General features: G+C 56.8%; 31 protein-coding genes. 21 read left to right on the plus strand and 10 right to left on the minus strand.

Annotation, left to right across the window (positions count from 1 at the left end):
* Positions 1-153: 153 nt before the first annotated feature.
* The 10 genes from ACFOFO_RS05485 to ACFOFO_RS05530 form a co-directional block, all read right to left on the minus strand.
* Positions 154-483 (minus strand): hypothetical protein, encoded by a 330-nt coding sequence (locus ACFOFO_RS05485; protein WP_390323042.1) that lies wholly within the window; start codon positions 481-483, stop codon positions 154-156.
* On the minus strand, positions 480-794 hold the full coding sequence (locus tag ACFOFO_RS05490) for a hypothetical protein (protein WP_390331065.1): 315 nt from the start codon (positions 792-794) through the stop codon (positions 480-482). The genes ACFOFO_RS05485 and ACFOFO_RS05490 overlap by 4 nt, the downstream gene beginning before the upstream one ends.
* Positions 795-993: 199 nt before the next feature.
* On the minus strand, positions 994-1,989 hold the full coding sequence (locus tag ACFOFO_RS05495; protein WP_390323038.1) for a YdaU family protein: 996 nt from the start codon (positions 1,987-1,989) through the stop codon (positions 994-996).
* Positions 1,986-2,429, minus strand: a complete 444-nt coding sequence (locus ACFOFO_RS05500; protein WP_390323036.1) for a Ref family recombination enhancement nuclease — start codon at positions 2,427-2,429, stop codon at positions 1,986-1,988. Before ACFOFO_RS05500 ends, ACFOFO_RS05495 begins: the two co-directional genes overlap by 4 nt.
* Positions 2,426-3,991 carry a DUF4942 domain-containing protein gene (locus ACFOFO_RS05505; protein WP_390331066.1) on the minus strand — a complete coding sequence of 522 codons (1,566 nt, stop codon included), beginning with the start codon at positions 3,989-3,991 and terminating at the stop codon, positions 2,426-2,428. The genes ACFOFO_RS05500 and ACFOFO_RS05505 overlap by 4 nt, the downstream gene beginning before the upstream one ends.
* Positions 3,988-4,275, minus strand: coding sequence for a hypothetical protein (locus ACFOFO_RS05510; protein ID WP_390331068.1), 288 nt, complete (start codon positions 4,273-4,275; stop codon positions 3,988-3,990). The genes ACFOFO_RS05505 and ACFOFO_RS05510 overlap by 4 nt, the downstream gene beginning before the upstream one ends.
* Entirely contained in the window at positions 4,272-4,700 is a 429-nt protein-coding gene (locus ACFOFO_RS05515) for a NinB/YbcN family protein (RefSeq protein WP_390331069.1), read from the minus strand. The genes ACFOFO_RS05510 and ACFOFO_RS05515 overlap by 4 nt, the downstream gene beginning before the upstream one ends.
* Positions 4,697-4,927, minus strand: a complete 231-nt coding sequence (locus ACFOFO_RS05520) for a hypothetical protein (RefSeq protein ID WP_390323034.1) — start codon at positions 4,925-4,927, stop codon at positions 4,697-4,699. Before ACFOFO_RS05520 ends, ACFOFO_RS05515 begins: the two co-directional genes overlap by 4 nt.
* Positions 4,924-5,085, minus strand: a complete 162-nt coding sequence (locus ACFOFO_RS05525) for a hypothetical protein (RefSeq protein WP_390323033.1) — start codon at positions 5,083-5,085, stop codon at positions 4,924-4,926. Before ACFOFO_RS05525 ends, ACFOFO_RS05520 begins: the two co-directional genes overlap by 4 nt.
* A complete protein-coding gene (locus tag ACFOFO_RS05530; protein WP_390323031.1) occupies positions 5,082-5,507 on the minus strand; it encodes a transcriptional regulator in 426 nt (141 codons plus the stop codon). The genes ACFOFO_RS05525 and ACFOFO_RS05530 overlap by 4 nt, the downstream gene beginning before the upstream one ends.
* Between ACFOFO_RS05530 and ACFOFO_RS05535 the strand changes: the two genes are divergently transcribed.
* The 21 genes from ACFOFO_RS05535 to ACFOFO_RS05635 all read left to right on the plus strand — a co-directional run bounded on the left by ACFOFO_RS05535 (position 5,498) and on the right by ACFOFO_RS05635 (position 20,444).
* Positions 5,498-5,845 (plus strand): hypothetical protein, encoded by a 348-nt coding sequence (locus ACFOFO_RS05535; RefSeq protein WP_390323029.1) that lies wholly within the window; start codon positions 5,498-5,500, stop codon positions 5,843-5,845. The genes ACFOFO_RS05530 and ACFOFO_RS05535 overlap by 10 nt on opposite strands.
* Before the next feature lie 19 nt (positions 5,846-5,864).
* A complete protein-coding gene (locus ACFOFO_RS05540) occupies positions 5,865-6,275 on the plus strand; it encodes a helix-turn-helix domain-containing protein (RefSeq protein WP_390331071.1) in 411 nt (136 codons plus the stop codon).
* A gap of 286 nt (positions 6,276-6,561) precedes the next feature.
* On the plus strand, positions 6,562-7,296 hold the full coding sequence (locus ACFOFO_RS05545; RefSeq protein ID WP_390331073.1) for a hypothetical protein: 735 nt from the start codon (positions 6,562-6,564) through the stop codon (positions 7,294-7,296).
* A gap of 190 nt (positions 7,297-7,486) precedes the next feature.
* Positions 7,487-7,690 (plus strand): hypothetical protein, encoded by a 204-nt coding sequence (locus ACFOFO_RS05550; RefSeq protein ID WP_390323024.1) that lies wholly within the window; start codon positions 7,487-7,489, stop codon positions 7,688-7,690.
* Positions 7,656-8,057, plus strand: coding sequence for a DUF2335 domain-containing protein (locus ACFOFO_RS05555; RefSeq protein ID WP_390323022.1), 402 nt, complete (start codon positions 7,656-7,658; stop codon positions 8,055-8,057). The genes ACFOFO_RS05550 and ACFOFO_RS05555 overlap by 35 nt, the downstream gene beginning before the upstream one ends.
* Positions 8,058-8,361: 304 nt before the next feature.
* Complete coding sequence (locus tag ACFOFO_RS05560) at positions 8,362-8,700, plus strand: hypothetical protein (RefSeq protein WP_390323020.1); 339 nt, start codon at positions 8,362-8,364, stop codon at positions 8,698-8,700.
* A gap of 343 nt (positions 8,701-9,043) precedes the next feature.
* Complete coding sequence (locus tag ACFOFO_RS05565) at positions 9,044-9,922, plus strand: SUMF1/EgtB/PvdO family nonheme iron enzyme (protein ID WP_390331075.1); 879 nt, start codon at positions 9,044-9,046, stop codon at positions 9,920-9,922.
* A 91-nt stretch (positions 9,923-10,013) separates the two neighbouring features.
* Positions 10,014-10,187 carry a hypothetical protein gene (locus ACFOFO_RS05570; protein WP_390323016.1) on the plus strand — a complete coding sequence of 58 codons (174 nt, stop codon included), beginning with the start codon at positions 10,014-10,016 and terminating at the stop codon, positions 10,185-10,187.
* A gap of 118 nt (positions 10,188-10,305) precedes the next feature.
* The gene (locus tag ACFOFO_RS05575) at positions 10,306-11,331 is read left to right on the plus strand and encodes a recombinase RecT (RefSeq protein WP_390323015.1); all 1,026 of its coding nucleotides are present in this window, start codon (positions 10,306-10,308) and stop codon (positions 11,329-11,331) included.
* Positions 11,307-11,912 (plus strand): hypothetical protein, encoded by a 606-nt coding sequence (locus ACFOFO_RS05580; protein ID WP_390323014.1) that lies wholly within the window; start codon positions 11,307-11,309, stop codon positions 11,910-11,912. Before ACFOFO_RS05575 ends, ACFOFO_RS05580 begins: the two co-directional genes overlap by 25 nt.
* Complete coding sequence (locus tag ACFOFO_RS05585; RefSeq protein WP_390323012.1) at positions 11,902-12,840, plus strand: hypothetical protein; 939 nt, start codon at positions 11,902-11,904, stop codon at positions 12,838-12,840. The genes ACFOFO_RS05580 and ACFOFO_RS05585 overlap by 11 nt, the downstream gene beginning before the upstream one ends.
* Positions 12,841-12,894: 54 nt before the next feature.
* Positions 12,895-13,158 (plus strand): KTSC domain-containing protein, encoded by a 264-nt coding sequence (locus ACFOFO_RS05590; protein WP_390323011.1) that lies wholly within the window; start codon positions 12,895-12,897, stop codon positions 13,156-13,158.
* A gap of 49 nt (positions 13,159-13,207) precedes the next feature.
* Complete coding sequence (locus tag ACFOFO_RS05595; protein WP_390331077.1) at positions 13,208-14,155, plus strand: recombination-associated protein RdgC; 948 nt, start codon at positions 13,208-13,210, stop codon at positions 14,153-14,155.
* A gap of 41 nt (positions 14,156-14,196) precedes the next feature.
* On the plus strand, positions 14,197-14,925 hold the full coding sequence (locus ACFOFO_RS05600; RefSeq protein ID WP_390323010.1) for a hypothetical protein: 729 nt from the start codon (positions 14,197-14,199) through the stop codon (positions 14,923-14,925).
* A 41-nt stretch (positions 14,926-14,966) separates the two neighbouring features.
* Positions 14,967-15,860 (plus strand): four helix bundle protein, encoded by an 894-nt coding sequence (locus tag ACFOFO_RS05605; RefSeq protein ID WP_390331078.1) that lies wholly within the window; start codon positions 14,967-14,969, stop codon positions 15,858-15,860.
* Positions 15,857-17,161: a reverse transcriptase domain-containing protein gene (locus ACFOFO_RS05610; RefSeq protein WP_390331080.1), complete on the plus strand. Its 1,305-nt coding sequence runs from the start codon at positions 15,857-15,859 to the stop codon at positions 17,159-17,161. The genes ACFOFO_RS05605 and ACFOFO_RS05610 overlap by 4 nt, the downstream gene beginning before the upstream one ends.
* Positions 17,158-18,072, plus strand: a complete 915-nt coding sequence (locus ACFOFO_RS05615; RefSeq protein ID WP_390323005.1) for a DNA cytosine methyltransferase — start codon at positions 17,158-17,160, stop codon at positions 18,070-18,072. Before ACFOFO_RS05610 ends, ACFOFO_RS05615 begins: the two co-directional genes overlap by 4 nt.
* Entirely contained in the window at positions 18,069-18,452 is a 384-nt protein-coding gene (locus ACFOFO_RS05620) for a hypothetical protein (RefSeq protein WP_390323004.1), read from the plus strand. The genes ACFOFO_RS05615 and ACFOFO_RS05620 overlap by 4 nt, the downstream gene beginning before the upstream one ends.
* Positions 18,449-18,673, plus strand: a complete 225-nt coding sequence (locus ACFOFO_RS05625) for a DUF4224 domain-containing protein (protein WP_390323002.1) — start codon at positions 18,449-18,451, stop codon at positions 18,671-18,673. The genes ACFOFO_RS05620 and ACFOFO_RS05625 overlap by 4 nt, the downstream gene beginning before the upstream one ends.
* On the plus strand, positions 18,639-19,760 hold the full coding sequence (locus ACFOFO_RS05630) for a hypothetical protein (RefSeq protein WP_390331082.1): 1,122 nt from the start codon (positions 18,639-18,641) through the stop codon (positions 19,758-19,760). The genes ACFOFO_RS05625 and ACFOFO_RS05630 overlap by 35 nt, the downstream gene beginning before the upstream one ends.
* Before the next feature lie 546 nt (positions 19,761-20,306).
* Positions 20,307-20,444: a hypothetical protein gene (locus ACFOFO_RS05635; protein ID WP_390322998.1), complete on the plus strand. Its 138-nt coding sequence runs from the start codon at positions 20,307-20,309 to the stop codon at positions 20,442-20,444.
* Positions 20,445-20,652: the final 208 nt, after the last annotated feature.

Consider the following 20,652-nt stretch of genomic DNA (forward strand, 5'->3'; position numbering starts at 1 on the left):
CTTCAACATAATTCTTACACCGCTTGCCGAAACTGCGCCCCTTGCTGCAAAACTGCTTATCCCAAGCGACCTTGGCGAATGCACAGCCCTTGCACGATGATCGCTCTCTATCCAGCAGAATCAGCAACGGGTCGCGGTAGTCGCCTTGGCGTGTCATTCCGCAGCCGCGCCGATCTTGGCCGGTCCATGGATCGCCGCGACCGACCAATCACGATGCACCCACACCACCGTCGGCTTCCGCTTGATTTCCACTTCCATATCCTCGCCGATCAGGCAATATTCGATCATCTTGAATGCCCCTACCTTCCGAGTCCGATACCCTGCCGTGCCGTCGCTCTCCATGCGTTCCAGGTAGTCGCGCACATAGTCTTTCTTGATACCGGTGGCAACTGACGCTTCCAGTACCGTGTAATAGAACCCTGGCTGGAACACTTCCTCGATACGCTTAATGCCGGCGTCGCGCACTGGTGATGGCTTAGTCATTTCGCCTCCAATACTTCGTTAATGAATTTGATGGCCTCGCCCCGCTTGACCGCCCCGCCATCAAACCGAAACACGAACCATCCCAGCGCACCGGCCTGGTTGTACTTCTCCATGTCGCCAATCACGCCAGAGCCACGCGTATGCCTGCCACCGGTCCAGATTCCGCCTTCTAGCTCAACCGCGCATTTACGATCCGGCCACGCAAAGTCGAAGCGCCATTTACGCGACGGGTGGAATTTGAACTCGCGTTCCGGCGTCAGGCCATAAGCCTTGCAGTGCAGCGCAAACGTTTCTTCGATGGCCGATTTCATCGCGTTTTCCACCATTCGCGCCGCTCCTGCATCACCGCAGCGGATGCAGCTCGGAACTTGTCACAGGTCCGCTCATACATCAAACTTTCCAGTACTATGCAACTGGTCGGCAGCTTGATCTGCTGGCTGCAGGGCGCTACACCGACAGCGCTGTGACTTGGGTAGGCCTCCAGGTCGGTATGCTGGCATTCGATGCACTTCATGCTTGCTCGCGTTGCTTGACCAGGTTTTTCAAAGGAGCCATTCCTTCCGGCTTACGGCCTTTCGGCTCGTTCGGCACGATCGAGATCGTCGGTGCTGCCCGCGGGACCGGTGGCTTTCCGCCGTTGTTGATCGCGGCCTCGATGCGGCCTTTGAACTGCTGCATCTGCTCGCCTGGATTAGGCGTCATGCCAAACTCGGCGCCCTTGGCCATGATGCTGGCGTCGCTCAGCCACCAGGCGCCGGCAGACTTCGTCGGGGCGGCTGCGCCTTGCGCCTTCAGGGCATCGGCGTCCTTGGCCCAGCGCTCAAGGATTTTCGCGACGTAGCCGACACCGACCGATTCGCCAGGCTTGGAGCGCTTGGCCTCGGCACATGCCGCCTCAACGGTCTCGGGTGTGACGCCCTGCCCGGCCATCGCGATCAGTCTCGGGTCTGCGGGTTGCGACTGGACGCCGTTCTTTCGCATTGCGATGCTCAGATCGACCGCCGTCACCCCGCGCGGCTTTTCTTCATTGGAACCGGTCGGCTCTTGCTGGGTGTTTATTGGTTCTTGGTTATTGGTTACTGGTTCTTGGTTAGCTTCTGATCCGGTTTGTGCTGGGTTACCCGTAGCAACCGGATCGGAACCGGATTGGAACCCGCTGGGTTCTTTTTGGTTAGCTGTCGCTTTCTTTGGCCTGCCGCCTAGCTTCCCATTGCTTTGGGCGATTACTGCCTTCTTGTGGTAATCGGCAATCACCCGTTCGCAGACCTCATGCGTGTAGCCAGCATCCGCCTTGATGAATTTGAAGCGCAGCAAGCGCTCGACCATGCGGCGCTCATCGTCTGTATCAACGCCGATCTGGTCGCACAGCACGTCCAGATCAAGCGGCAAAGGCTGTTCCGTGTCATAGCAAACGTCCAGCATGTCGCGGTATATCCAGCGCGCCTGGCGCGTCATGTTGACCGTGCCAGAGCGGAAATCGCCGATATGGAAAGAGTAGTAATTCATCTGGTTCCCACTCCTAAAATCGCGTCGCACTTGGCTTTTAATTCCAGCTGCGACCCATACAGCTTTTCAAATCGGCTCTTGTTCGGGTGAATGGCGACCAAAGTTTTATCGTTACCGGTGCCCTGCTGATGACAGCCAGCGCAGAGGGGCAGAACGAGGCTGTGACAGCCCGGCTTGGTTCGGCCGTCAATGTGGTGGATCGACACGTAATTGCTCGTCTGGCGACCGGCAACACGGCACGCCACGCAACCAACCTCGCTTGCAAGGCGACCCCAGTAAATCTGGTCGTCGGCGCTTACCGGGCGCTGCTTGGCCTTCAACCGCTTAGGTCGCGAATCCGGCGCCGTGCGTTGAAATGAGGACTGCGCGAGGATGCCGACGCGGGCGAACGTGGTGCGCCTGAGTGGCTTGGCACTGGCTTTCATGGGCGAGCGCTTCATGCCCTTACCGCCAACATAATCACCACCGATACGCTCGTGCCCGCAAATTCATTATCGAAAACCCTGGACCACTCAACATCCCATCCTGGCAAGATGTTTTTGCCGCTGAACGACGCCGGCAGGATGGCGACCAGACGACCGCCAGGCTTTACCATCGAGCTGGCGTATTCGGTGTGCAGTTTGGCCCGGCCCTCGCTGAATGGCGGGTTCATCACTACGCAATCGAACTTCGGCTGATTTGGAAAGTGCTGGTCGGCGTACATCACGAAGTCCACCTCAACCGTCTTGAAGCCCTTGGCGCGCAGCACGGAACAGTGCAACGGACTGATCTCCACGCAAGTCGTGCGGTCTTTTGGCAGATAGTCGGCAATGCCGCCCTGCCCAGCGCTGGGCTCAAGAACAGTGTCATCCGGCCCGATGTCGGCCATCTCGACTGCGGCGCGTGCCACAACTTCCGGCGTCGGGAAATATTGATGCGCCACCCGATCAGGAATGCAGCCCGACGCAATGATTTCGTTCATAGCCTCTTGCGGGTCATACTCGAAGTCAATGTCGCCACACTTACCCAACACACCGCCGATACCGATCAGCACGCGAAGCGCCTCTTCCTTGGCTACCAGGCTTTCCTTGGTTGCATAGCCAAACATGAAACTATTCGTGCCGCGCTCCCGACGCAACTCGCGGATGATGTCGAGCACCGCGAACGGCAGCGGCCTGCCCATCATCTGGAATTCCTTGGCCTTCTTTTTCGGCTTGGTGCGAAACTCAGCGGGAATGGCGCGCGGGTACATGCCGGCCAGGACCTGATTCAGGCGGTACGCCATGTCTGGGTGTATCTCGAGATGCGCGGTCCCGATCTTGTAGCAGCGGATCCGCAGCGCCCCGCCGTCCAGCGTCAGCCATTGGCCCGGCTGCTTGCGTGCCATGCTGACAATGACGTTGGTCGCATTCCATGCCGGCTCATCGCGCCCCATGAATTTGGCAATCACAGCGCGCAGATCGTTGATCAGGCCGGCGCGCGAGGTCGAGTGATAGCCGTTCTCGGTCACGTAAGCGAGAATCATGCGCTTTGAAAATCCTTGTGGGCAGTTGGTGACGTGATCACCGGACAAGTTGCGGAAGATGCCGTCTACGCGCTCGCCGAAGAACTTTGAGCGGTCTGCCAGCCAGCCATTCAGCGACGACCGCACGGTGTCTTCCGTGTATTCCGGCGTCGTCTTGTCACTGATTGACTTGTTCCACTCGTCCCGGCGCGCCTGCGGCATGGCACTGTAGACATCGGTCAGTGCAAGCGTATCTGACCAGTAGCGCGAGTTCAGCGAGGCAATTGCTCCAGCCGGGGCAAACAGACGCTCGACCGCCGGCATGTGGCTGGCGCGGTCCCTGTTCCCATCGATAAACCAATTGATCGCATTGCCCATGTCTCCGGCTGCGATCCCGGCTATATGGTCGATATGGCTGCGCTGCTGTTGGTACTGAGCGAGTAGGCCGTCGATCACATCAGACGACACCGGCGCAAAGAATTCGCGGGTGTCGTCAACGATTTCCATTAATTCTCTCATAGCAACTCCAACTGTTCAGCTGCCAGCTTGTGCGGCCAGATCGTCACACCGGAAATCGAGCATGGGCGCTTGGGGGCGTGCTCGACCGTGCCTAATTTGCGCATTTCGTACAGTCGTGCGCTGAGGGTCGACGTCTGCAACCCGGTATATCCGGATAGCTCCTGCATCGAGTAATCCTTGTTCGGCGACATGATGCGCAGGATTTTTGCGTGCTGTTCGCTGGCAATCGTCTGGACGCGGCCACGAAAGCAGGCGATCGACGTTTCGGTGGCGTGGATTCTCATGCCGGGAACTCCAGGCGCACACCGCGCGGCACAAAATCAGCCTGGATCGCTTCTGCGTATTTGCTTAACTGCTCCTTGGTCATCAAGGAAGTAACCGGCCAGCAGCGCATGGCGATCAGCTTTTGCTCGTAGCTCAGTGGCTTAATTACGGCGTCATAGGTACCGCGAAACTCGTCATCTTCAGTGCGCAAGATCGGCACACCGTGATGCAGCTTGCAATAACACTTCCAGCCGAGCGCATTGTCTTCCCGCAGCTCGCGCGCAATCTGCTCATACCAAACATGCGTAATCGCGTTCTGGGGAATGCTGCGATCCTTGCCGGCCTTGATGCTGATGCGCAGAAACTTATGCTGATTCCACAGATCACGCAGTTCGCCAATGGCGCTTTGCAGCGATTCGGCGCTATTGGCTACCAATGCTGTCATGCTGCCACTCCAAACATTGCCCATAACTTTTCCGCCGGCGTCGGCTCAGGCGTCTTCATCGTCAGAACTTCGTATGCGCGGAATTCCTTGTCAGGCCGATGCCCCGCATGCAGCACCATCTCGGCTTTCGCTTCATCCATCGTGTCGAACGTGTGTGAGCATGCGCACCATCCACGTGGATGGTTCAGGATCTCGACGCCATAGCCAACCCCATTGACGGCGCTCATTCTGAAAATTCCTCGCGCTCGGCGCACTTGACGAACTCGTCAATCCAGGCCGCACGCTCATCGGACCCGAACGGATAGCGACAGGCGCTTTCGTCCTTCTCGCCCAGGTAGGCTGCGCGGGCATGTTGCTGGATGGCTGTGATTAGTTGGATGTTCATGCTGATTTACTCATCAACAGCGAGCGCAGCAAGCGGTTCTCGTCTTCCGCCTTCATCCGTGCGTTGTGTTCGACCTCGACGCGCCGCTCGGCTTCGGATTTCAATAACTTGAGCTCGTAACCGCGTGAATTCGCCAGCCATGCCAACGGCGCTTCGTTGCCGCACAAGTTCATCAAGTCATTGAGCTTGTTCAGCGGAAAATGCGCGTCGCCCTTCATGATCCGGGTCCAGTGGCCGGCATCGATCCCGAGTGAGAGATACACTTCTTTATCATCCAAACCGGACACCTGCACGCACAAGGCCACCGCACCACAGAGCGTCGACTGCTTGACGACCAGCGCCATAGGCAGCTCGGCATCATCGGCCCGGCGAGCCAGTGGAAGCTCATGGTTGTCAACTGCGCGCAAATTATTTGACTTCATTTGACTGTCCCCGCTGGTTAAAAAAAAGCAATATTGCAGTTATGCAAATTGCTCAAAAATCACTTGCTGATGTTGTCTCTGTCGTGATGGTCGCCGTGCATGCGGATGCCGCCGTTGCGCTTTGCTTCCGCTTCAGCGATGGACGTGTCGTGATCGCGGTTTTGCTTTTGGGGTGCGGTGGAAATTCCGTGCTTTTTGGCGAGCTTTTGCAGCCCGTCAACAATTTTGTAAGACGGCCTCGACTGACCTATTTTCCCAGTCGACAGATCGCTTATGGTTGGCTGCGTGCATCCGATCGCAAGAGCAATTTGCGCTTGCGTCAGACCGGCTTCTTGTAGCTGTGAAAGTACGTGCTTGATGTCCATAGACAGCAATATAGGCGTTCCGATATTCAAAGTCAATAGGCATACCTATTTGCTTTTGAATGAAAATATCGGAATGACTATTGGACAACGAATCAGGAAAACGCGGCTTGAAATCCCGATGACGCAAACGGAACTTGCGGAGAAAGTTGGGATTAAACAGCCGACAATTTCGGAGCTTGAAAAAGGCGACTCCGCTGGCTCGGCCTATCTCCCAGCTATTGCGGCAGCGCTTGGCGTCAGCGCGCTATGGCTTCAAACCGAGAAGGGTCCAAAATATCCAATCAAAAGCATCACGCCGAAGGAATTGCTTTTGATAACCGCTTATCGCGAAGCAACCGACGAAGGCAAAACATTTATTGAGATGGCCTGTGCTTCTGCGCCAAAATTACCGGGCGGCAAATGACGCGTTCTGCGTCGATTCTTGGCGCATTGCCTGGCAAGGTTAAGCAGACCGATTTGATGCTCTGCGCTTGAATTTCTGAAGGCTTCAAGCAATTCGATTTCTTGATTTTTATTCATGTTCCACGTCCACATTGGCAACTAAAGTGCGCTTCTGTGGTTCCAGCTTGTAGCGTTTGGGGAACAAAAGCACTGTACATACATCCAGTATATTTGATTTTGTATATTGATGCATCCCGTAAATATGGGGTGGGCGCAACGGCACGCCTGGATGCCGACATGGGGCAAAAATGAACAAAATACTAATCTCAATGCTGTTTTCATTGATTGCATTCCCGGCCATCAGCGGGACGACCATTCACTTTTCGCAGGGTCCCGACGGAGAAACGCAGATTTCTACGCCTTGGGGTGACTATGCGGCGATCCAGCAGGGATCGACCGTTTGGGTCGGGACGGCGGAAGAGTTCGAGCACAACCGGGTTAAAGGGATCATGGCGGATCAGGGGCTCAAAGAATTCAGTATTTCAGGTAGAAGCAAAGCAGGAACCTTCATTGAACGGGACATGCCCACGGCCAGTGCGGGGAATACTCAAATCGCCAGTATCTCAACGTATGTGCTTTTCGGCGAAAAGCCACAAAAGAAACTGCAGCGCGCTCCTAAGCCTGCGGGTTTTGAGTATGTATCCATAATGTGGTTGCAAGATTCCAAGGCAAAAATAGCCGCATCTATCTTCGACAACGAAAGCAACAAAACATATTCGCCTTATACGTGCCGGGTGAACGCAGACTGGCATACCTGTGAAATGCTGCTGCCTGCCGACGCGCTTAGCCATCAGGCCTACATTACTTTTGTGGCAAATAAGCAAAAACCAGGAATTGTCCAGGTAGATTCGATTGCTCTTGCTCAATATGCAGCCTACTTAATCCAGCGCAGAGGGCTTGGAAATATGAAGCCAACTGACGAGGACGTCGCCGACCAAACGAGTCTTCATGCAGTAGACGGCCGCATCCCACTCCCGCAATAACTCAAGCTAGATTGAACGCGTCGACCGCCGTAGGTGATGGGCATAAGCGGTATGGGTGCAGCAGGGCCAGTAATTGATCTTGCACAACAGTAAGTCAACATGAATAAACCGATGCGGCAGAATCTTTTTGCTATACTATTGTCCCACTACGAGGAAAAGTGAAGTGTCCGCAAACCTCTGGAAGATAGTCATGAAAAACAAATCTGCATTGCTGGCCGGAATTTTGGCTGGGATGTCGTCACCTGCTACAATTTACGCTCAACCGTCTTATCCGCGCCTGGTCGGATCGGATATGGAGCGTTTGCGTGGTGACGTTTCGCGTGTCGGTAACGATTTTTCTACCGTGATCGACAGCGAACATGCCAAAGAACAAGCCGCCAGCTACACGAAATAATCAACCAAAGCCGGTGCCGCAGCAACAGCAGACGATCCAATCTTCGCAACAATGGAGCGGGCCACTACCGCCGCCAGCAGCTCTCGACCAGTTCAATCAGATCATACCGAATGGGGCCGAGCGCATTATGCGCATGGTAGAGCAAGAGCAGGCCCATCGCATTGAGTATGAGTCCAGCGCCCTTAAAGCAACAATCCGGGACACATTGCGTGGGCATTGGATCGGCGCGGCAATTTCTCTAGCGGCAATTGGAGGATGTATCTATTCGGTGTATATACACGCCCATCCAGCGGTCAGCGTTGCGCTTGTAAGCGTCCCCATCGCCTCAATAATTCATGCCATCCTGAAGAGTAAATCAACGAAGTAGCGCCGTCATCAGCCCGCCCCGCGCGGGCTTTTTTACGCCCCCCCCGCCATGACCTGACCGCTTCGGCGGTTTTTTTACGTCCCTTGATCTGACGATGAAATTTATTTAGCCTCTTCGTAAATAAATATCGGAATCCCTATTGACAAGCAATATCGGCATTCCTATAATCATTACACCGAATCACAAACCGCACAGGCCGCCAGATGACCAGACCAGCAACGAAAGAACTGTTCCGTGAATACCTGGCCAGCGCGTACCTGGCGCAAATGAGCTTCCAATCTTATCTGGCGATGCGAGGCGTGAAATGAACAAGCCAGCCACCGAAATCCACTACGCGCAGATGGCGATCGACGCGAATCAGCCACAGATCGATGCCAGCTACGAATTGCTGAAGAGCGGCCACGACTACAACGGTTTGACCCTCGATTTGTACGGCGAGCATGACGAGGACGGCTACGAGGTTTATGTCGTTTCGCTCGCCGGGTCAACGATCGATCTGTTCGAGCTGATCGACGCCAAGATACTGCAGCATTTTTCCGACTGGTGCAACGACCACCTGCCGAGCGCTGCGGAACTGAAAGATCAATCGAGGCAGGAAGCGCGGATCGATCGGGCTGAGTGGAATCGCGAATTGCAGTCTTAGCAGGGGAGCGAGCCTGAACGCTCACAGGCGCATGGCGGACATGCTTAAAGCCGCATCGTAGCGTCCGATTTCGTAATCGCGGACAGGCATCAACTCCTAAAAGATTGGGTGGGGCGCGAAAGACTTAATACGCGCTGGCAGCCGGGAAATAGACCGGCACTGAATTGATGGGTGGTTCGCGCCTCCCTTAACTGGTGACCGAATAATTCGGGGTACTGCACACGGTAGATATACCGGTTACGAGCGCCGAGCATCGTATTTAGTGGGGAAGAAATACAGGTGAAACAGTGGTGCGACGACTGACCGGCGTAAGCGGTCAACTAATTCAACCAGGGAGCAGTCAATGAACATCGAACTCACGCAAGAGCATAGCTTCACCGTCCGCGCCGGGGCCAATGCAGTGCGCGGCCTGTTCCACGTCGACAAGTGGGAGGGCCTGGATAAATATGCCGATGTGCACGGCAAGAGCCTGATCTTGAACGGCGATGCGGTGGTCACTGGCTCTCCTGATCTGCTGTCCCTCTTGCGCAATGGCTCGATCGCCCCGGGCTTTGTTCCCGTACCTGAAACCAAGCTGCCCGGCGGCATCGTCGTCCCTGCTTTCCAGGTTGCGCAGTATGTCAGCAGTGACGGCGGCGACGGAAAAGTAGAGATCAGCGCGACCGGCAAGCCGTGGACCAAAATCAATTTCAAAGCGGCCAAGCAAGCATGCGCCAACGCTGGCTATTCGATGATCACCGAAACACAATGGCTGGCGATCGCTTACAACGCGTCGCAGCAGGCCGAGAACTGGACCGAAGGCCGCGTTGGTCACGGAACCATGTTCCAAGGCATCCGCAATGGCAACGTCAGCAGCGCACAGCCGGGTGACTTCCAGCCAAAAGATTCAGAAGAACGCCGCTGGCTGGTCCTGTCCAACGGGTCCCGCATCTGCGACTTCAACGGCAACGTTTTTCAATGGGTTTTCGATGACGTGCAAGGCGATGAACAAGGATTGATCGCCAAGACCATCACTCTCGAATCGCCTTCGCAATCGACTGCACCCTATCCGTCCGAGAAAAAAGGCATGGGGTATCGCCCAGATAGCGCGCGTGATTGGTCTGGCGGTGCGCTCATCCGGGGCGGCTGCTGGCGCTCGGACGACTGTGCCGGCGCGTTCAGTCTCAACCACGACTGGCCCGACATCGACTACGACCGCGTCGGCTTCCGCTGCACCAAGTAGCTCGGGCCTCTGATCTCTGGTTTGTGGTCACTGCGAAGCGGTGATCACAAGGCGATTCAACCGAAGCACCGATTCCATAAGGAGCGTCCATATGACCACTCAACTGTTGAAGCGAGCCGTCCGATTGTTTCCGCGCACAGACTACCTCGACCATTCCGCAGTTCGTCATGCGCGGCGCCAATGGTTGCGCAGCGTTACCTACCTGCGCTGCGCTGGCGATGGCAGCAAATGGGTGCTCGACCAACCGGTGGCGAGGCTGAAATGACACGCATCCAGACCTGCCGCGCCGGACGCTGGCTTGCGATTTTGCGCCGAGTGCGCATGCGGATGAAGCTCGAACTGCGCAGCCTGTAATCAACCGAACACATAACAAGGAGAACCACATGAGCAATCAACTAGCAGTCAGCCCAGCCAAGTCGCTCAGCGACTTCATGGACAAGTACAAGGGCCAGATCGCTCTTGCCTTGCCGAAGCACATCAGCGCGGACCGCATGGTGCGGCTGGCGATGACATCGTTCAGTCAGAATGCGACGCTGCAAAAGTGCGACATGCACAGCATTTTCGCCTCGGTCGTGATTGCGGCCCAGCTGGGCCTTGAAATCGGCGTCGGTGGTCAAGGCTATCTGGTGCCGTACAAACAAAGGGACAACAGCTATAAGGCGACGTTCGTTCCGGGCTGGCAAGGTCTGGTTGATCTGGTGTCCCGCGCCGGCCGTGCCACGGTCTGGACCGGCGCTGTGTATCAGGGTGACAAGTTCGACTGGGCGCTGGGAGATAACCCGTTCGTCAAACATCAGCCAGAAGGCGATGCCGACAACTGGAAGCAGATCAGCCACGTCTACGCCATCGGCCGCGTCAATGGCAGCCAATACCCAGTCATCGAAGTCTGGACCATGGATCGAGTGGTGCGGCACCTGAACAAGTACAACAAGGTCGGCGCCAGCCACTACGCTCATAAAGACGATGGCGCCAACATGGAGATGTATGCCCGCAAGGTGGCGCTGCTGCAGGTCTTGAAATACATGCCCAAGTCGATCGAAGTGGTCAAGGCGATGGATGTGGCTAACGCGGTCGAGAGCGGCAAGCCGTTCACGTTCGATGGCGAGGTCGTCGTTGTGCAGGACGAAGATCAGCAACCAGCGCAGGACAAGCCGGAAGTCAAGATGCCGCAGTCACGATCAGCCGCCAAAGAAACGCCGGCCGATGTCAGCGATGTCGTCAGCCGGTCAGTGTCGGCAAACCCTGGTGAATTGCTGTCTGGTTCGCAAATCAACCTGATCAATTCAAAGATGGAAGCCGATGCCCTTGGCTCCGCTGATCTGTTCGCGAAGTTCGGCATGAAGCTGGGCGACCTGACCCAAGACCGCTTCCAGGATGTGCTGGAATGGATCCGGAACCCGGCTGCCTGATCATGCTGACCTTCAACGAATCCCTGCACGAATATCGCTTCAATGGCGTGATCGTGCCAGGCGTGACCACCATCCTGAAGCCGCTCGTCGACTACTCGATGGTGAACCCTGAAGTCCTGGAGCGCGGCCGCTTGCTGGGCCAAGCGGTCCACAAGATGACCGAACTCCACGACCAGGACGATCTGGACGAGGATGCGCTCGATTCTGAAATGGTGCCGTACCTCGACGCCTGGAAGAAGTTCCGCGCCGATACCGGATTCGAGCCAGTCACGATCGAAGCGCGTATGTATCACAAGAGATACCGCTATTGCGGCACGTCCGACAGGACCGGAACCATCAAGGGCAAATTGGCGGTGGTCGACATCAAGAAGATGCTGACGCTGGGCCCGGTGATCGGCATTCAATTGGCCGCGTATCAAGCGGCGCACGTGGACGCAGGATTGGCTGTCACGCACCGCTACGCGCTTGGTCTCCGTGCCGATGGCACCTACCGCCTGGAGCCTTTTACGGAAGCAAACGACTTTGCCGTGTTTCTTTCACTTTTAACCGTACACAACTGGAAAGCCCGTCATGGAAAATAACATCATCACCATCGAAGTGCCGCCGAAAGACTTGACGGTATTCAAGAAGTCGAATTCGTTTCTCGCGGTCGCCAATGCCTTTGTCGTTGACAGCATCGAAATGCACGGCGCCGCAGCTGACGACCTAAAAGGCGTCAAGACACTGCAAAAGCGCATCGAAGATCAGCGCACAGAGCAAGTCGGACCACTCAACAAGGAAGTCAAGCGCATCAACGACGAATATCGCGAGCCGGCGCAATGGCTGGCCGATGCCGAAGCCGTCCTGAAATCGAAGATGCTGACCTTCCAGCAGGACGAGCAACGCAAGGCCGCAGCACTGCAACGCATTGCCGATGAAACGGCCCGCAAGGAACGCCAGCGGATCGAGGCAGAAGCCCGCGCCGCACAGGAAGAGATCGACCGCCAGGCGCGTGAAGTCGCCGCACAACAGGCCAAAGCCGAGCAAGAGCGCCGCGATGCCGAAGCCGCCAAAGCCCAAGCAGAAGCGGATGCCAAGGCCGCAGCAGAAGCCGGCGACAAAGCAGCAGCCGAGAAAGCGCAAGCCGCGATCGATGCTGCCAACAAATCAGAAGCCGATGCTGTAGCAGCAAAACAAGCTGCCGAGCAAGCGCAGGTCGATGCCGAAGCCAGCGCGGCCCAGTCCTATGAAAACATCGCCGCGCTGGAACTGTCCGCCGTCGTCATGACCGCACCAGCCGTACAAACGATGTCAAAGGTATCGGGTATCTCGACTTCGAAAACGTGGAAAGCGCGGATCACCGACAAAGCCGCGTTGCTGGCCTTCATCGCCACCCATCCCGAATGCCTGGACTGGGTCGACGTGAAAATGACGCCGCTCAATGGCATGGCCAAGGCGCTCAAGAACAACATGAATATTCCCGGCGTGGAAGCCTATGCCGAAGAAACGATGTCAGCACGCGCAGCATAGCGGGCGCCAATCTCGACCTCGCAGCTTAATCGTCTCACCACCAAAGGAAACAGCATGCCTACCGAAATCAAATCCCGCCTCGTCATCGCAATGGATCCCGTCGAATCCTCCCAGATCGCGGCCATCGGCCACGACAGCGAAACCAACACGCTGGCTATCCGGTTCCCGTCGAAGTCCGGCCCCGGCAGCGTCTACCACTACGCAAATTTCGATGCGGAAGCCTTCGCGGCTTTCAAGAACGCCGACTCCATCGGCTCCCACTTCGGCAAAGTGATCAAGCCGCATCCCGATCGCCATCCTTACGTGAAAGTGTCGTAGCGCGCGCATCAGTCCGTACGTCGATCCAACCAATCCAAAGGATAACAATATGTGGTTCAAGAGCCTGCAGATTTACCGTCTCCCAGCACCATGGGCCATTACTGCTGAGCAAATCGAAGCATTTTTGACGCCGCACGCTTTTGGCGCTGGCACCAGCATGAACTTGGAGAATCAGGGCTGGGCCGCACCGCGCGACAAGGGCGGCCTGGTGCATGCGGTCAATCGCCAGTTCCTGCTGATGCTATGCACAGAAAAGAAGCTGTTGCCGAGCTCGGTGGTAAACCAGGTGACCAAGGCGCGCGCGGTCGAGATCGAGGAGCAGCAAGGCTTTGCGCCCGGCCGCAAGCAGATGAAGGACCTCAAGGAACAGGTCACCGACGAGCTGCTGCCGCGCGCCTTCAGCATCCGGCGCAACACTTACGCGTGGATCGACACCGTCAACGGCTGGCTGGTGATCGACGCCGCCAGCGCGTCCAAGGCCGACGAGTTGCTGAAGCCGCTGATCAAGGCAATTGACACATTCCCAATCACATCGTTCCGTGTCGCGTTCTCGCCGGTTGCCGCGATGACCGACTGGCTGGTATCCGATGAAGCGCCGCACGGCTTCACGGTCGACCAGGACACCGAACTGAAGGCCAGTGGCGAAGGCAAGGCGACCGTGCGCTATGTGCGCCACACGCTGGAAGCGGACGACGTGCGGCGCCACATCGCCGGCGGCAAGCAATGCACGCGGCTGGCGCTGACCTGGAACGACCGCATCTCGTTCGTGCTGACCGACGCGCTGACGTTAAAGCGCATCACGCCGCTCGACGTGCTGAAAGAAGACGCAGACAAGAGCACCCGCAACGACGACGAGCGCTTCGACGCCGACATGATGCTGATGACCGGCGAACTTAGCAAGATGCTGGTCGATCTGGTGGCGGCGCTGGGTGGCGAGCAAGATGCCGGTCAGGCCGATCTGGTCAATGTCACAGCCCAAGAGAAAAAAGCAGCTTGAACACCACAAAAACCCCAGCAGTAAAACCCGTAAGGAGAATCATGAATACAGCTACCACAGCAGAAACCGTAGCAGTCGCAGCGGTCGAGCAATCCCTTTTTGTTACGGTCCCGGATGTCACTCTGCCTAATAGCGTGACTGTTCCATCATTCCAAGTCGGCCAATACCTGTGCACTGAGGACGAAAACAACCAGGCGGCGGTATCTGCCACTGGCGCGCCATGGGTAGAAATCAACTATCACGATGCAAAGTCTGCCTGCGAAGCCGCCGGTTTCAAGCTGATCACCGAACTGCAATACCTCGCAATCGCGCATGACGTTGCCAACCAGGACATCAACTGGACCGGCGGCAAGGTCGGCGAAGGCGCTCTGTTCCAGGGCCTGCGCAACGATACGGTCGACGAAGCTCAGCCGGGCAATTTCGAACCAGAGGATGCTGACGAGCGCCGCTGGTTCGAGCTCTCGAACGGCGAACGCATTTACGACATCTCCGGCAATGCATTCTCCTGGGTATTCGACGACGTCCAAGGCGACGACGGCGGTTTGGTTGCCAAGCCATTCGCCGCTGACTCTGCATCGATCGCCACTGCGCCCTACCCCTCCATGGAGAAGGGTACCGGCTGGCGCCCTGATGCTGGCCGTGATTGGTCTGGCACTGCGCTCATCCGGGGCAGCTACTGGGGCTCGGACGACGCTGCCGGCGCGTTCCATCTCGACTACGGCTGGCCCGGCAACGACGGCGGCCACGTCGGCTTCCGCTGCACCAAGTAGCTCGGGTCTCTGGCCCCCGGTTTCCGGTCACTGCGTAAGCGGTGATCGGCTCCACCATCAACCGTACTGAGAACATCGCAATGCAAGAAGCAAGCACACAACACCCGACGAACGACGAACTCACTAGGTTCTCGATCAAGGCATTCCGCGGCATCGAGGTCGGCCTTGGCCAAGCGGATCCAGTGGCCAGTATCGCCAAGACACTCGAGGAAAAATATCCCGGCCATATGATTCTGGTTCAGGCCGGAAAATTCCTGCACGGTTACGACCGCACCGCCTATGCACTGCACACGCTGAAGCAGTACAAGCTCAAGCTGGTCGGCACTTCCGGCGATCCGCATATCAGGGTCGGCTTCCCGGGCGGGAATTTCAAGCGCCGCCTCTGGTCGATGGTCGAGGAGTTCGGCATTCCCTATGTCGTGTCACTGGGCAGCTTGGCGGAAGGCCGCACGGTCTACGTCTCCGACCAGGGCGACACCAATGCAGCCGTGTTGTCGGCCGTGTCGGATAAAGTCATCGAAGAAGTCATCGAAGATCTGAAGCAGCGCGGTGAGGTTAACAAGGCGAGCGCCAAGCAGTTGCTGGCCAACCCTGACACATCCGGATTCAAACTCAAGTCGCAAGCGCAGGATCTGGATATGCAACTGCTGCAGGACATCATCAAGATGCCGCGCGATCTGCGCGTTAGCTATGGCGAGAATGTCCGCGTATGCATGGGTCGCATCATGCTTGGCATCTTTTCGTATGGTACCGAAGACAACAAACCCGCCCTCCTACGGCTGATTTCTGCTGATGTCGATCTGCTGAAGCACTATCTTTCACAGGCTCCACGGCTAAGCAATCTCAAATTCGCATTTGAGCATCGAGTTGGCTTAGCCGTTGAGCTTGGCAGGCTCCTGGGCGGCTTAATCCGCTCCGTTGGAGTACGGCCATGATCAACGAAGGGGGCTTTCTGGAAAGTCTGGCAATGCGCTCATCCGGGGCAGCTACTGGAACTCGGACGACTATGCCGGCGCGTTCAATCTCAACAACGACTGGCCCGACAACGACAACGACAACGTCGGCTTCCGCTGACCCAAAAATTAAATGCTTAGACATCGAGCACGCTCATGGAAAGTCTATTCTTGGTCGAGAGTCTCCTGGGGAAATAACCCCGAAAGCACGGCGACAAGCCACACCGAAAACCGCTGCGGGGCTTACGAGCGCCGCGGCGGAACGCGGTAACGACAAACTCCCGTCAGATTTTAAGCAACTGACCGGCCTGTCGAACCTGTACTACTGCTGGCTGAATGCGAAGAGAAATAAATCAAAGCGCCTGCGTGTCCAGCAATTTGGCGAAGATCCACTGCGTTACCTGACAATCATTCAGGAGCGCTTGCAAAGCCGGTCCTACAGCTTCGGACCCTACAAGTCATTCACCGTGCGCGAGAAGAAGTTTCGCCACGTCGTCGATGCACCCATGAAGGACCGTGTCGTCCACTGGATGCTGTATGACTACATGCTCCCGATCTGGCAGCCACGCTTCATCCATGACACCTACGGCAATCTGCCTGGGCGCGGTACCCATGCCGCTGTACGACGCCTGGCTGAGTTTTGCCGCGCTCCGGCCAGCAAGTGGGTGCTGCAACTCGACATTTCCAAATATTTTTATTCTGTCAATCACGACATCCTGAAAGCCCGGGTGTTGCGCTACATCGGCGACAACGACCTTCGTCAGTTGCTGATCGCCCTGGTCGACTCGTTCCGGACTGATGGCCAGTACGACGATCTATTCCCGACTGACAGCATGTATCGGCAGACGGCAACCAAGGGCATGCCGATCGGCAATCTGTCCAGCCAGCTGTTCGCCAACATATTTCTGAACGACTTCGATCACTGGATCAAGCAAACCCTGCGCATCAAGAAATACATCCGCTACGTGGATGACATGGTGATTCTGAGTGAAACGCCTGACGAGCTCCACGACATCTGCAGCCAGATCGTCCAGAAGCTCGCGGTCGACGGCCTGACGATCCACCCGAAGAAGATTCGCCTGGCGCCGACGTCGGCCGGCGTGCCGTTCTTGGGTTACGTCGTCTGGCCAGCGCACATATCAGCCGGCAAATATGTACGCGGCCGCTACCTGCACCGCCTCCGACAGCATGAATGCGGCGGATTCGACAGAACGGAAACCCTTGAATCTTATCGGGCAATTTTCAGCCACACCGGATCAACACTCCAAAGGAAAGCTGCATGAACGCAATCGACCTCTTCGCCGGCGCCGGCGGCTTCTCAACAGGCGCGCAGATGGCCGGCTGCAATGTCGTGTGGGCGGCGAACCATTGGCAAGCTGCAGTAGACACGCACGCGGCCAATCATCCGAGCGCGCAACACGTGTGCCAAGACTTGCATCAGGCTCGATGGGATGATGTGCCGGCGCATGACCTGCTTCTGGCGTCGCCATGCTGCCAAGGCCACAGCAAGGCCCGCGGTAAGACATCCGGCAACCCGCAGCACGACGCCAGCCGATCAACCGCATGGGCCGTGGTATCTGCCGCAGAGTATCACCGACCGGCGTTCGCCGTAATTGAGAACGTTCCGGAATTCGTGCAATGGTCGCTTTATCCGGCGTGGCGCATGGCCATGGAAGCGCTTGGCTACTGTGTGGCGCCGCACATCATCGACGCCGCCGATCATGGCGTGCCACAGCATCGGGAGCGGCTTTTCATCGTGGCGACGCGCAGCAAGCATCCGCTGATGCTGCAATTCCCGCTCCGGGACCGTGTGCCGGCCAGTTCGTTTATCGATTTCGATGCGGGCAAGTGGCAGCCAATCGAGAAGCCGGGACGCGCGGAAAACACGCTGGCGCGCATTGTAGAGGGGCGCCGGATCCACGGTCATCGATTCATTTCCAGCTACTACGGAAACGAGCGTGGCGGGCGGTCCCTGAATCGCCCGGTCGGTACCGTCACGACACGCGACCGGCACGCGATCATTGACGGCGACCGAATGCGCATGTTCTCAGCGCAGGAATGCCGGGCGGCGATGGGCTTCCCGGTCGGCTATCAACTACCAAAACAGCACCGTCTTGCCGTGCACATGCTTGGCAATGCCGTCTGCCCGCCGGTCGCGCGGGACGTTATTAACGCACTCAAGGAGGCTGCATGAATACTGCGACCGAAACCAAAATAGATTACGACCGCCGGTTGCGTGATGCAGTCTGGAACCTGATGCAAGTAAAGGGTCGGCACCATTCCGAGATCGCCTATAAGCATCTGGAAGATGCATATATGAAAGCGGTGAAGAACGCGCCGCTCGACCAGCAACGTCCCGCCAAGGCGATGGGCGATGCCCAGATACTCGAGGCGCTGCAAACCGGGCTGGAATGCGCCCAAGAGGTGGCGCAGCACACCCATGATGCGCTGAAAGGCTACAAGCCACACCGCCACGCGGCAGTAGATGCCGACGTGCGCCAGATCGAAGCTGCTATTGCCATCCTGGCCGCGCAAGCCGATCTGTCCACGCCAGGCGCGAAGGATCCGGGATGAACTATCTGAGCGCAAACGAGCTCGCAGAATTGATCGAGTGCAAACCGAATAGTAAATCCGTGATGATTGCCTGGCTAACGGCGCATCATTGGCGTTTCGAGATCGCCAGAAGCGGGCTGCCAAAGGTAGCGCGCGCTTACCACGACCGCAAGATGGGAATTCTCGAAGGAAAGACTCAAGCCAAATATGACGACGCGCCGAACCGCCAAGCCTTCCTGTAATCGAGAAGGCACTGGCATTGCCAGGCTGTACAAGCGCACCGGTGTGCGCAAAGTATCGTTTTACTACTTTCATTCTGATGGCAGGTGTGAAACACTCGCCAGCGCAACAACAGGCGACCGTCAGGCCATCATGGAGGCCGAACGCAGCGCCAAGCGCAAGGCACTGGATATTCAGGCCGGGCATGTCATTGTCGGCTCTGTACGCGAAATGATCGGGCGGTTCAAGTGCGATATTGCGCCAACGCATTACGCCGACCAGTCGAAAGATGGCTTGGCCGTCAGGGCCGGAACCTACGTCAAGCTGATAAAGTTTTTTGGCAATATGTCGCCGATGTCACTGAAAACAGTACACGGCTACCAATATCTGGATGATCGGGCCCAAGCGGGGGCGCCAGCCAAGGCGAACAAGGAATTGTCGCTGATGTCCACGATCTGTAATTACGCGGTGCGTTGGGGCGTGATGGAATCAAACCCGTTCACCGGCATGATGCAGAACAAGAGCGACAAGAAGGTCAGGACGACCACCCGCAGCCAGGTCGTGCGGTTTTATCTGTGGTCACTGCGGCAGCAGGGAATGTTCCGCAATCTCGGCTGTGCGGCGATGTTCACCTATTTGACCGGATTCAGGGCGGCCGAGGTCCGACCGTTCCGCATCACTGGATTATCCAACGAGGGTGTACGGGTACTCAGCGCCAAGCGCAAGAAGGGTGAAGTCGAAGTGGTCAAGTTGCGCGAATGGTCAACTAGGCTGCGCGTCGTGGTCGCCCGAGCCAAGCAGACGCACAAGGTGGAGCGCATGTACTTGTTTGCCAATCTTACCGGCGGCCCCTATACCCGCTCGGGATGGGGCTCGGTCTGGAAGGATGCGATGCTGGCATGGATCAGCAGCTTCGATACTGTAGACGAAAAACAACTGGTCAAGCATGAAGCGTATTTTTCATTGCTCGACGTACGGCCGGCAGCGATTACAACCAAGTTGCGCAACAGGAATGCTGACGCTTACGACTTCGCGGCGCATGCCAATCCGTCAACAACACACCGGCATTACGACCGCCGAAAAGAGAAAAAAGCGGCCGCAACGGAGTGAAAACTTTACAACGGATACGCTGCAACCCGCATGGATACGTGATGTTTTTTTTGATTTTGTTGTAAACTTAAAATCAAAAAATGGCGTGTTTATTGGCTTGCAGCGTAATTCAGGCTTGGATTGTGATTCCTGTTGTCGTGGGTTCGAGCCCCATCGGCCACCCCAAGAATACCCAGTTAAATCAAAGAGTTACACGCCATCGGCTGTAGCTCTTTTTTATTTTCCGCCCGCTTTATCGCTCCATGTGACCGCTGTGTAACCCCATTCGATAAATGGTCGTGGGTGGCTCTGCGATTTGATGAGCCAGTTGGCTGCCGCATTACGTGTGAGTTTGCAGAACCCATGGTAATGCCGGCTATCTAACAGTTATGAACCGGCATATGAAAGGCGCAGCGAAACGCCTGACATTTTCGCTACTGCTCGCATCCGCCCTTGGAGGATGCACGGTCTATGAGCCCGGATATGGCGGGGTGCCGGTGTATTCCGAGCCGACCACCTACTTTGGGTTCGGGTTTTACGACGGCGATGGCGGCCGAGGAGGCCATCATGGAGGCGGCCACCATGGAGATGGTCACCACGAAGGCAGGGGTGGTGAGGGTCACCATGAAGGCAGAGGTGGAGAAGGCGGCAGAGGCGGAGGGAGCCATGGAGCCCCCGACCGCAGTCGTTAGACCACCGCAGTAGTGGGTGGAGCGGCAACAAAAATCTGCTCGGAGGCCGGTTCCGGGCGTTAAGTTATCGTGTTGAAAATTGTTGGTTTTCAATACAATCGCTCGCAAGTTCAAACCCTTACGGGCGATTCTTTATTGGATGTCAGTAGTGTCCCAACGTTCGTCATAGGAGAGTGAGCTGAATTTGCTCACTTCGCACATCATATTTTTCGATGGGTGGT

The organism is Pseudundibacterium arcticum, assembly GCF_042646465.1.
Classification (GTDB): Bacteria; Pseudomonadota; Gammaproteobacteria; order Burkholderiales; family Burkholderiaceae_D; genus Undibacterium_A; species Undibacterium_A arcticum.

Coding starts and splice junctions, on each gene's coding strand:
- ACFOFO_RS05495 (WP_390323038.1), bottom strand. CDS start 1,989: ATGAATTACTACTCTTTCCATATCGGCGATTTCCGCTCTGGCACGGTC.
- ACFOFO_RS05550 (WP_390323024.1), top strand. CDS start 7,487: ATGAAAAACAAATCTGCATTGCTGGCCGGAATTTTGGCTGGGATGTCG.
- ACFOFO_RS05615 (WP_390323005.1), top strand. CDS start 17,158: ATGAACGCAATCGACCTCTTCGCCGGCGCCGGCGGCTTCTCAACAGGC.
- ACFOFO_RS05620 (WP_390323004.1), top strand. CDS start 18,069: ATGAATACTGCGACCGAAACCAAAATAGATTACGACCGCCGGTTGCGT.
- ACFOFO_RS05485 (WP_390323042.1), bottom strand. CDS start 483: ATGACTAAGCCATCACCAGTGCGCGACGCCGGCATTAAGCGTATCGAG.
- ACFOFO_RS05570 (WP_390323016.1), top strand. CDS start 10,014: ATGACCACTCAACTGTTGAAGCGAGCCGTCCGATTGTTTCCGCGCACA.
- ACFOFO_RS05500 (WP_390323036.1), bottom strand. CDS start 2,429: ATGAAGCGCTCGCCCATGAAAGCCAGTGCCAAGCCACTCAGGCGCACC.
- ACFOFO_RS05525 (WP_390323033.1), bottom strand. CDS start 5,085: ATGAACATCCAACTAATCACAGCCATCCAGCAACATGCCCGCGCAGCC.
- ACFOFO_RS05590 (WP_390323011.1), top strand. CDS start 12,895: ATGCCTACCGAAATCAAATCCCGCCTCGTCATCGCAATGGATCCCGTC.
- ACFOFO_RS05635 (WP_390322998.1), top strand. CDS start 20,307: ATGGAGGCGGCCACCATGGAGATGGTCACCACGAAGGCAGGGGTGGTG.
- ACFOFO_RS05530 (WP_390323031.1), bottom strand. CDS start 5,507: ATGAAGTCAAATAATTTGCGCGCAGTTGACAACCATGAGCTTCCACTG.
- ACFOFO_RS05560 (WP_390323020.1), top strand. CDS start 8,362: ATGAACAAGCCAGCCACCGAAATCCACTACGCGCAGATGGCGATCGAC.
- ACFOFO_RS05580 (WP_390323014.1), top strand. CDS start 11,307: ATGGATCCGGAACCCGGCTGCCTGATCATGCTGACCTTCAACGAATCC.
- ACFOFO_RS05600 (WP_390323010.1), top strand. CDS start 14,197: ATGAATACAGCTACCACAGCAGAAACCGTAGCAGTCGCAGCGGTCGAG.
- ACFOFO_RS05595 (WP_390331077.1), top strand. CDS start 13,208: ATGTGGTTCAAGAGCCTGCAGATTTACCGTCTCCCAGCACCATGGGCC.
- ACFOFO_RS05545 (WP_390331073.1), top strand. CDS start 6,562: ATGAACAAAATACTAATCTCAATGCTGTTTTCATTGATTGCATTCCCG.
- ACFOFO_RS05515 (WP_390331069.1), bottom strand. CDS start 4,700: ATGACAGCATTGGTAGCCAATAGCGCCGAATCGCTGCAAAGCGCCATT.
- ACFOFO_RS05520 (WP_390323034.1), bottom strand. CDS start 4,927: ATGAGCGCCGTCAATGGGGTTGGCTATGGCGTCGAGATCCTGAACCAT.
- ACFOFO_RS05630 (WP_390331082.1), top strand. CDS start 18,639: ATGACGACGCGCCGAACCGCCAAGCCTTCCTGTAATCGAGAAGGCACT.
- ACFOFO_RS05540 (WP_390331071.1), top strand. CDS start 5,865: ATGTCCATAGACAGCAATATAGGCGTTCCGATATTCAAAGTCAATAGG.
- ACFOFO_RS05555 (WP_390323022.1), top strand. CDS start 7,656: ATGCCAAAGAACAAGCCGCCAGCTACACGAAATAATCAACCAAAGCCG.
- ACFOFO_RS05505 (WP_390331066.1), bottom strand. CDS start 3,991: ATGAGAGAATTAATGGAAATCGTTGACGACACCCGCGAATTCTTTGCG.
- ACFOFO_RS05575 (WP_390323015.1), top strand. CDS start 10,306: ATGAGCAATCAACTAGCAGTCAGCCCAGCCAAGTCGCTCAGCGACTTC.
- ACFOFO_RS05625 (WP_390323002.1), top strand. CDS start 18,449: ATGAACTATCTGAGCGCAAACGAGCTCGCAGAATTGATCGAGTGCAAA.
- ACFOFO_RS05610 (WP_390331080.1), top strand. CDS start 15,857: ATGATCAACGAAGGGGGCTTTCTGGAAAGTCTGGCAATGCGCTCATCC.
- ACFOFO_RS05565 (WP_390331075.1), top strand. CDS start 9,044: ATGAACATCGAACTCACGCAAGAGCATAGCTTCACCGTCCGCGCCGGG.
- ACFOFO_RS05585 (WP_390323012.1), top strand. CDS start 11,902: ATGGAAAATAACATCATCACCATCGAAGTGCCGCCGAAAGACTTGACG.
- ACFOFO_RS05510 (WP_390331068.1), bottom strand. CDS start 4,275: ATGAGAATCCACGCCACCGAAACGTCGATCGCCTGCTTTCGTGGCCGC.
- ACFOFO_RS05490 (WP_390331065.1), bottom strand. CDS start 794: ATGAAATCGGCCATCGAAGAAACGTTTGCGCTGCACTGCAAGGCTTAT.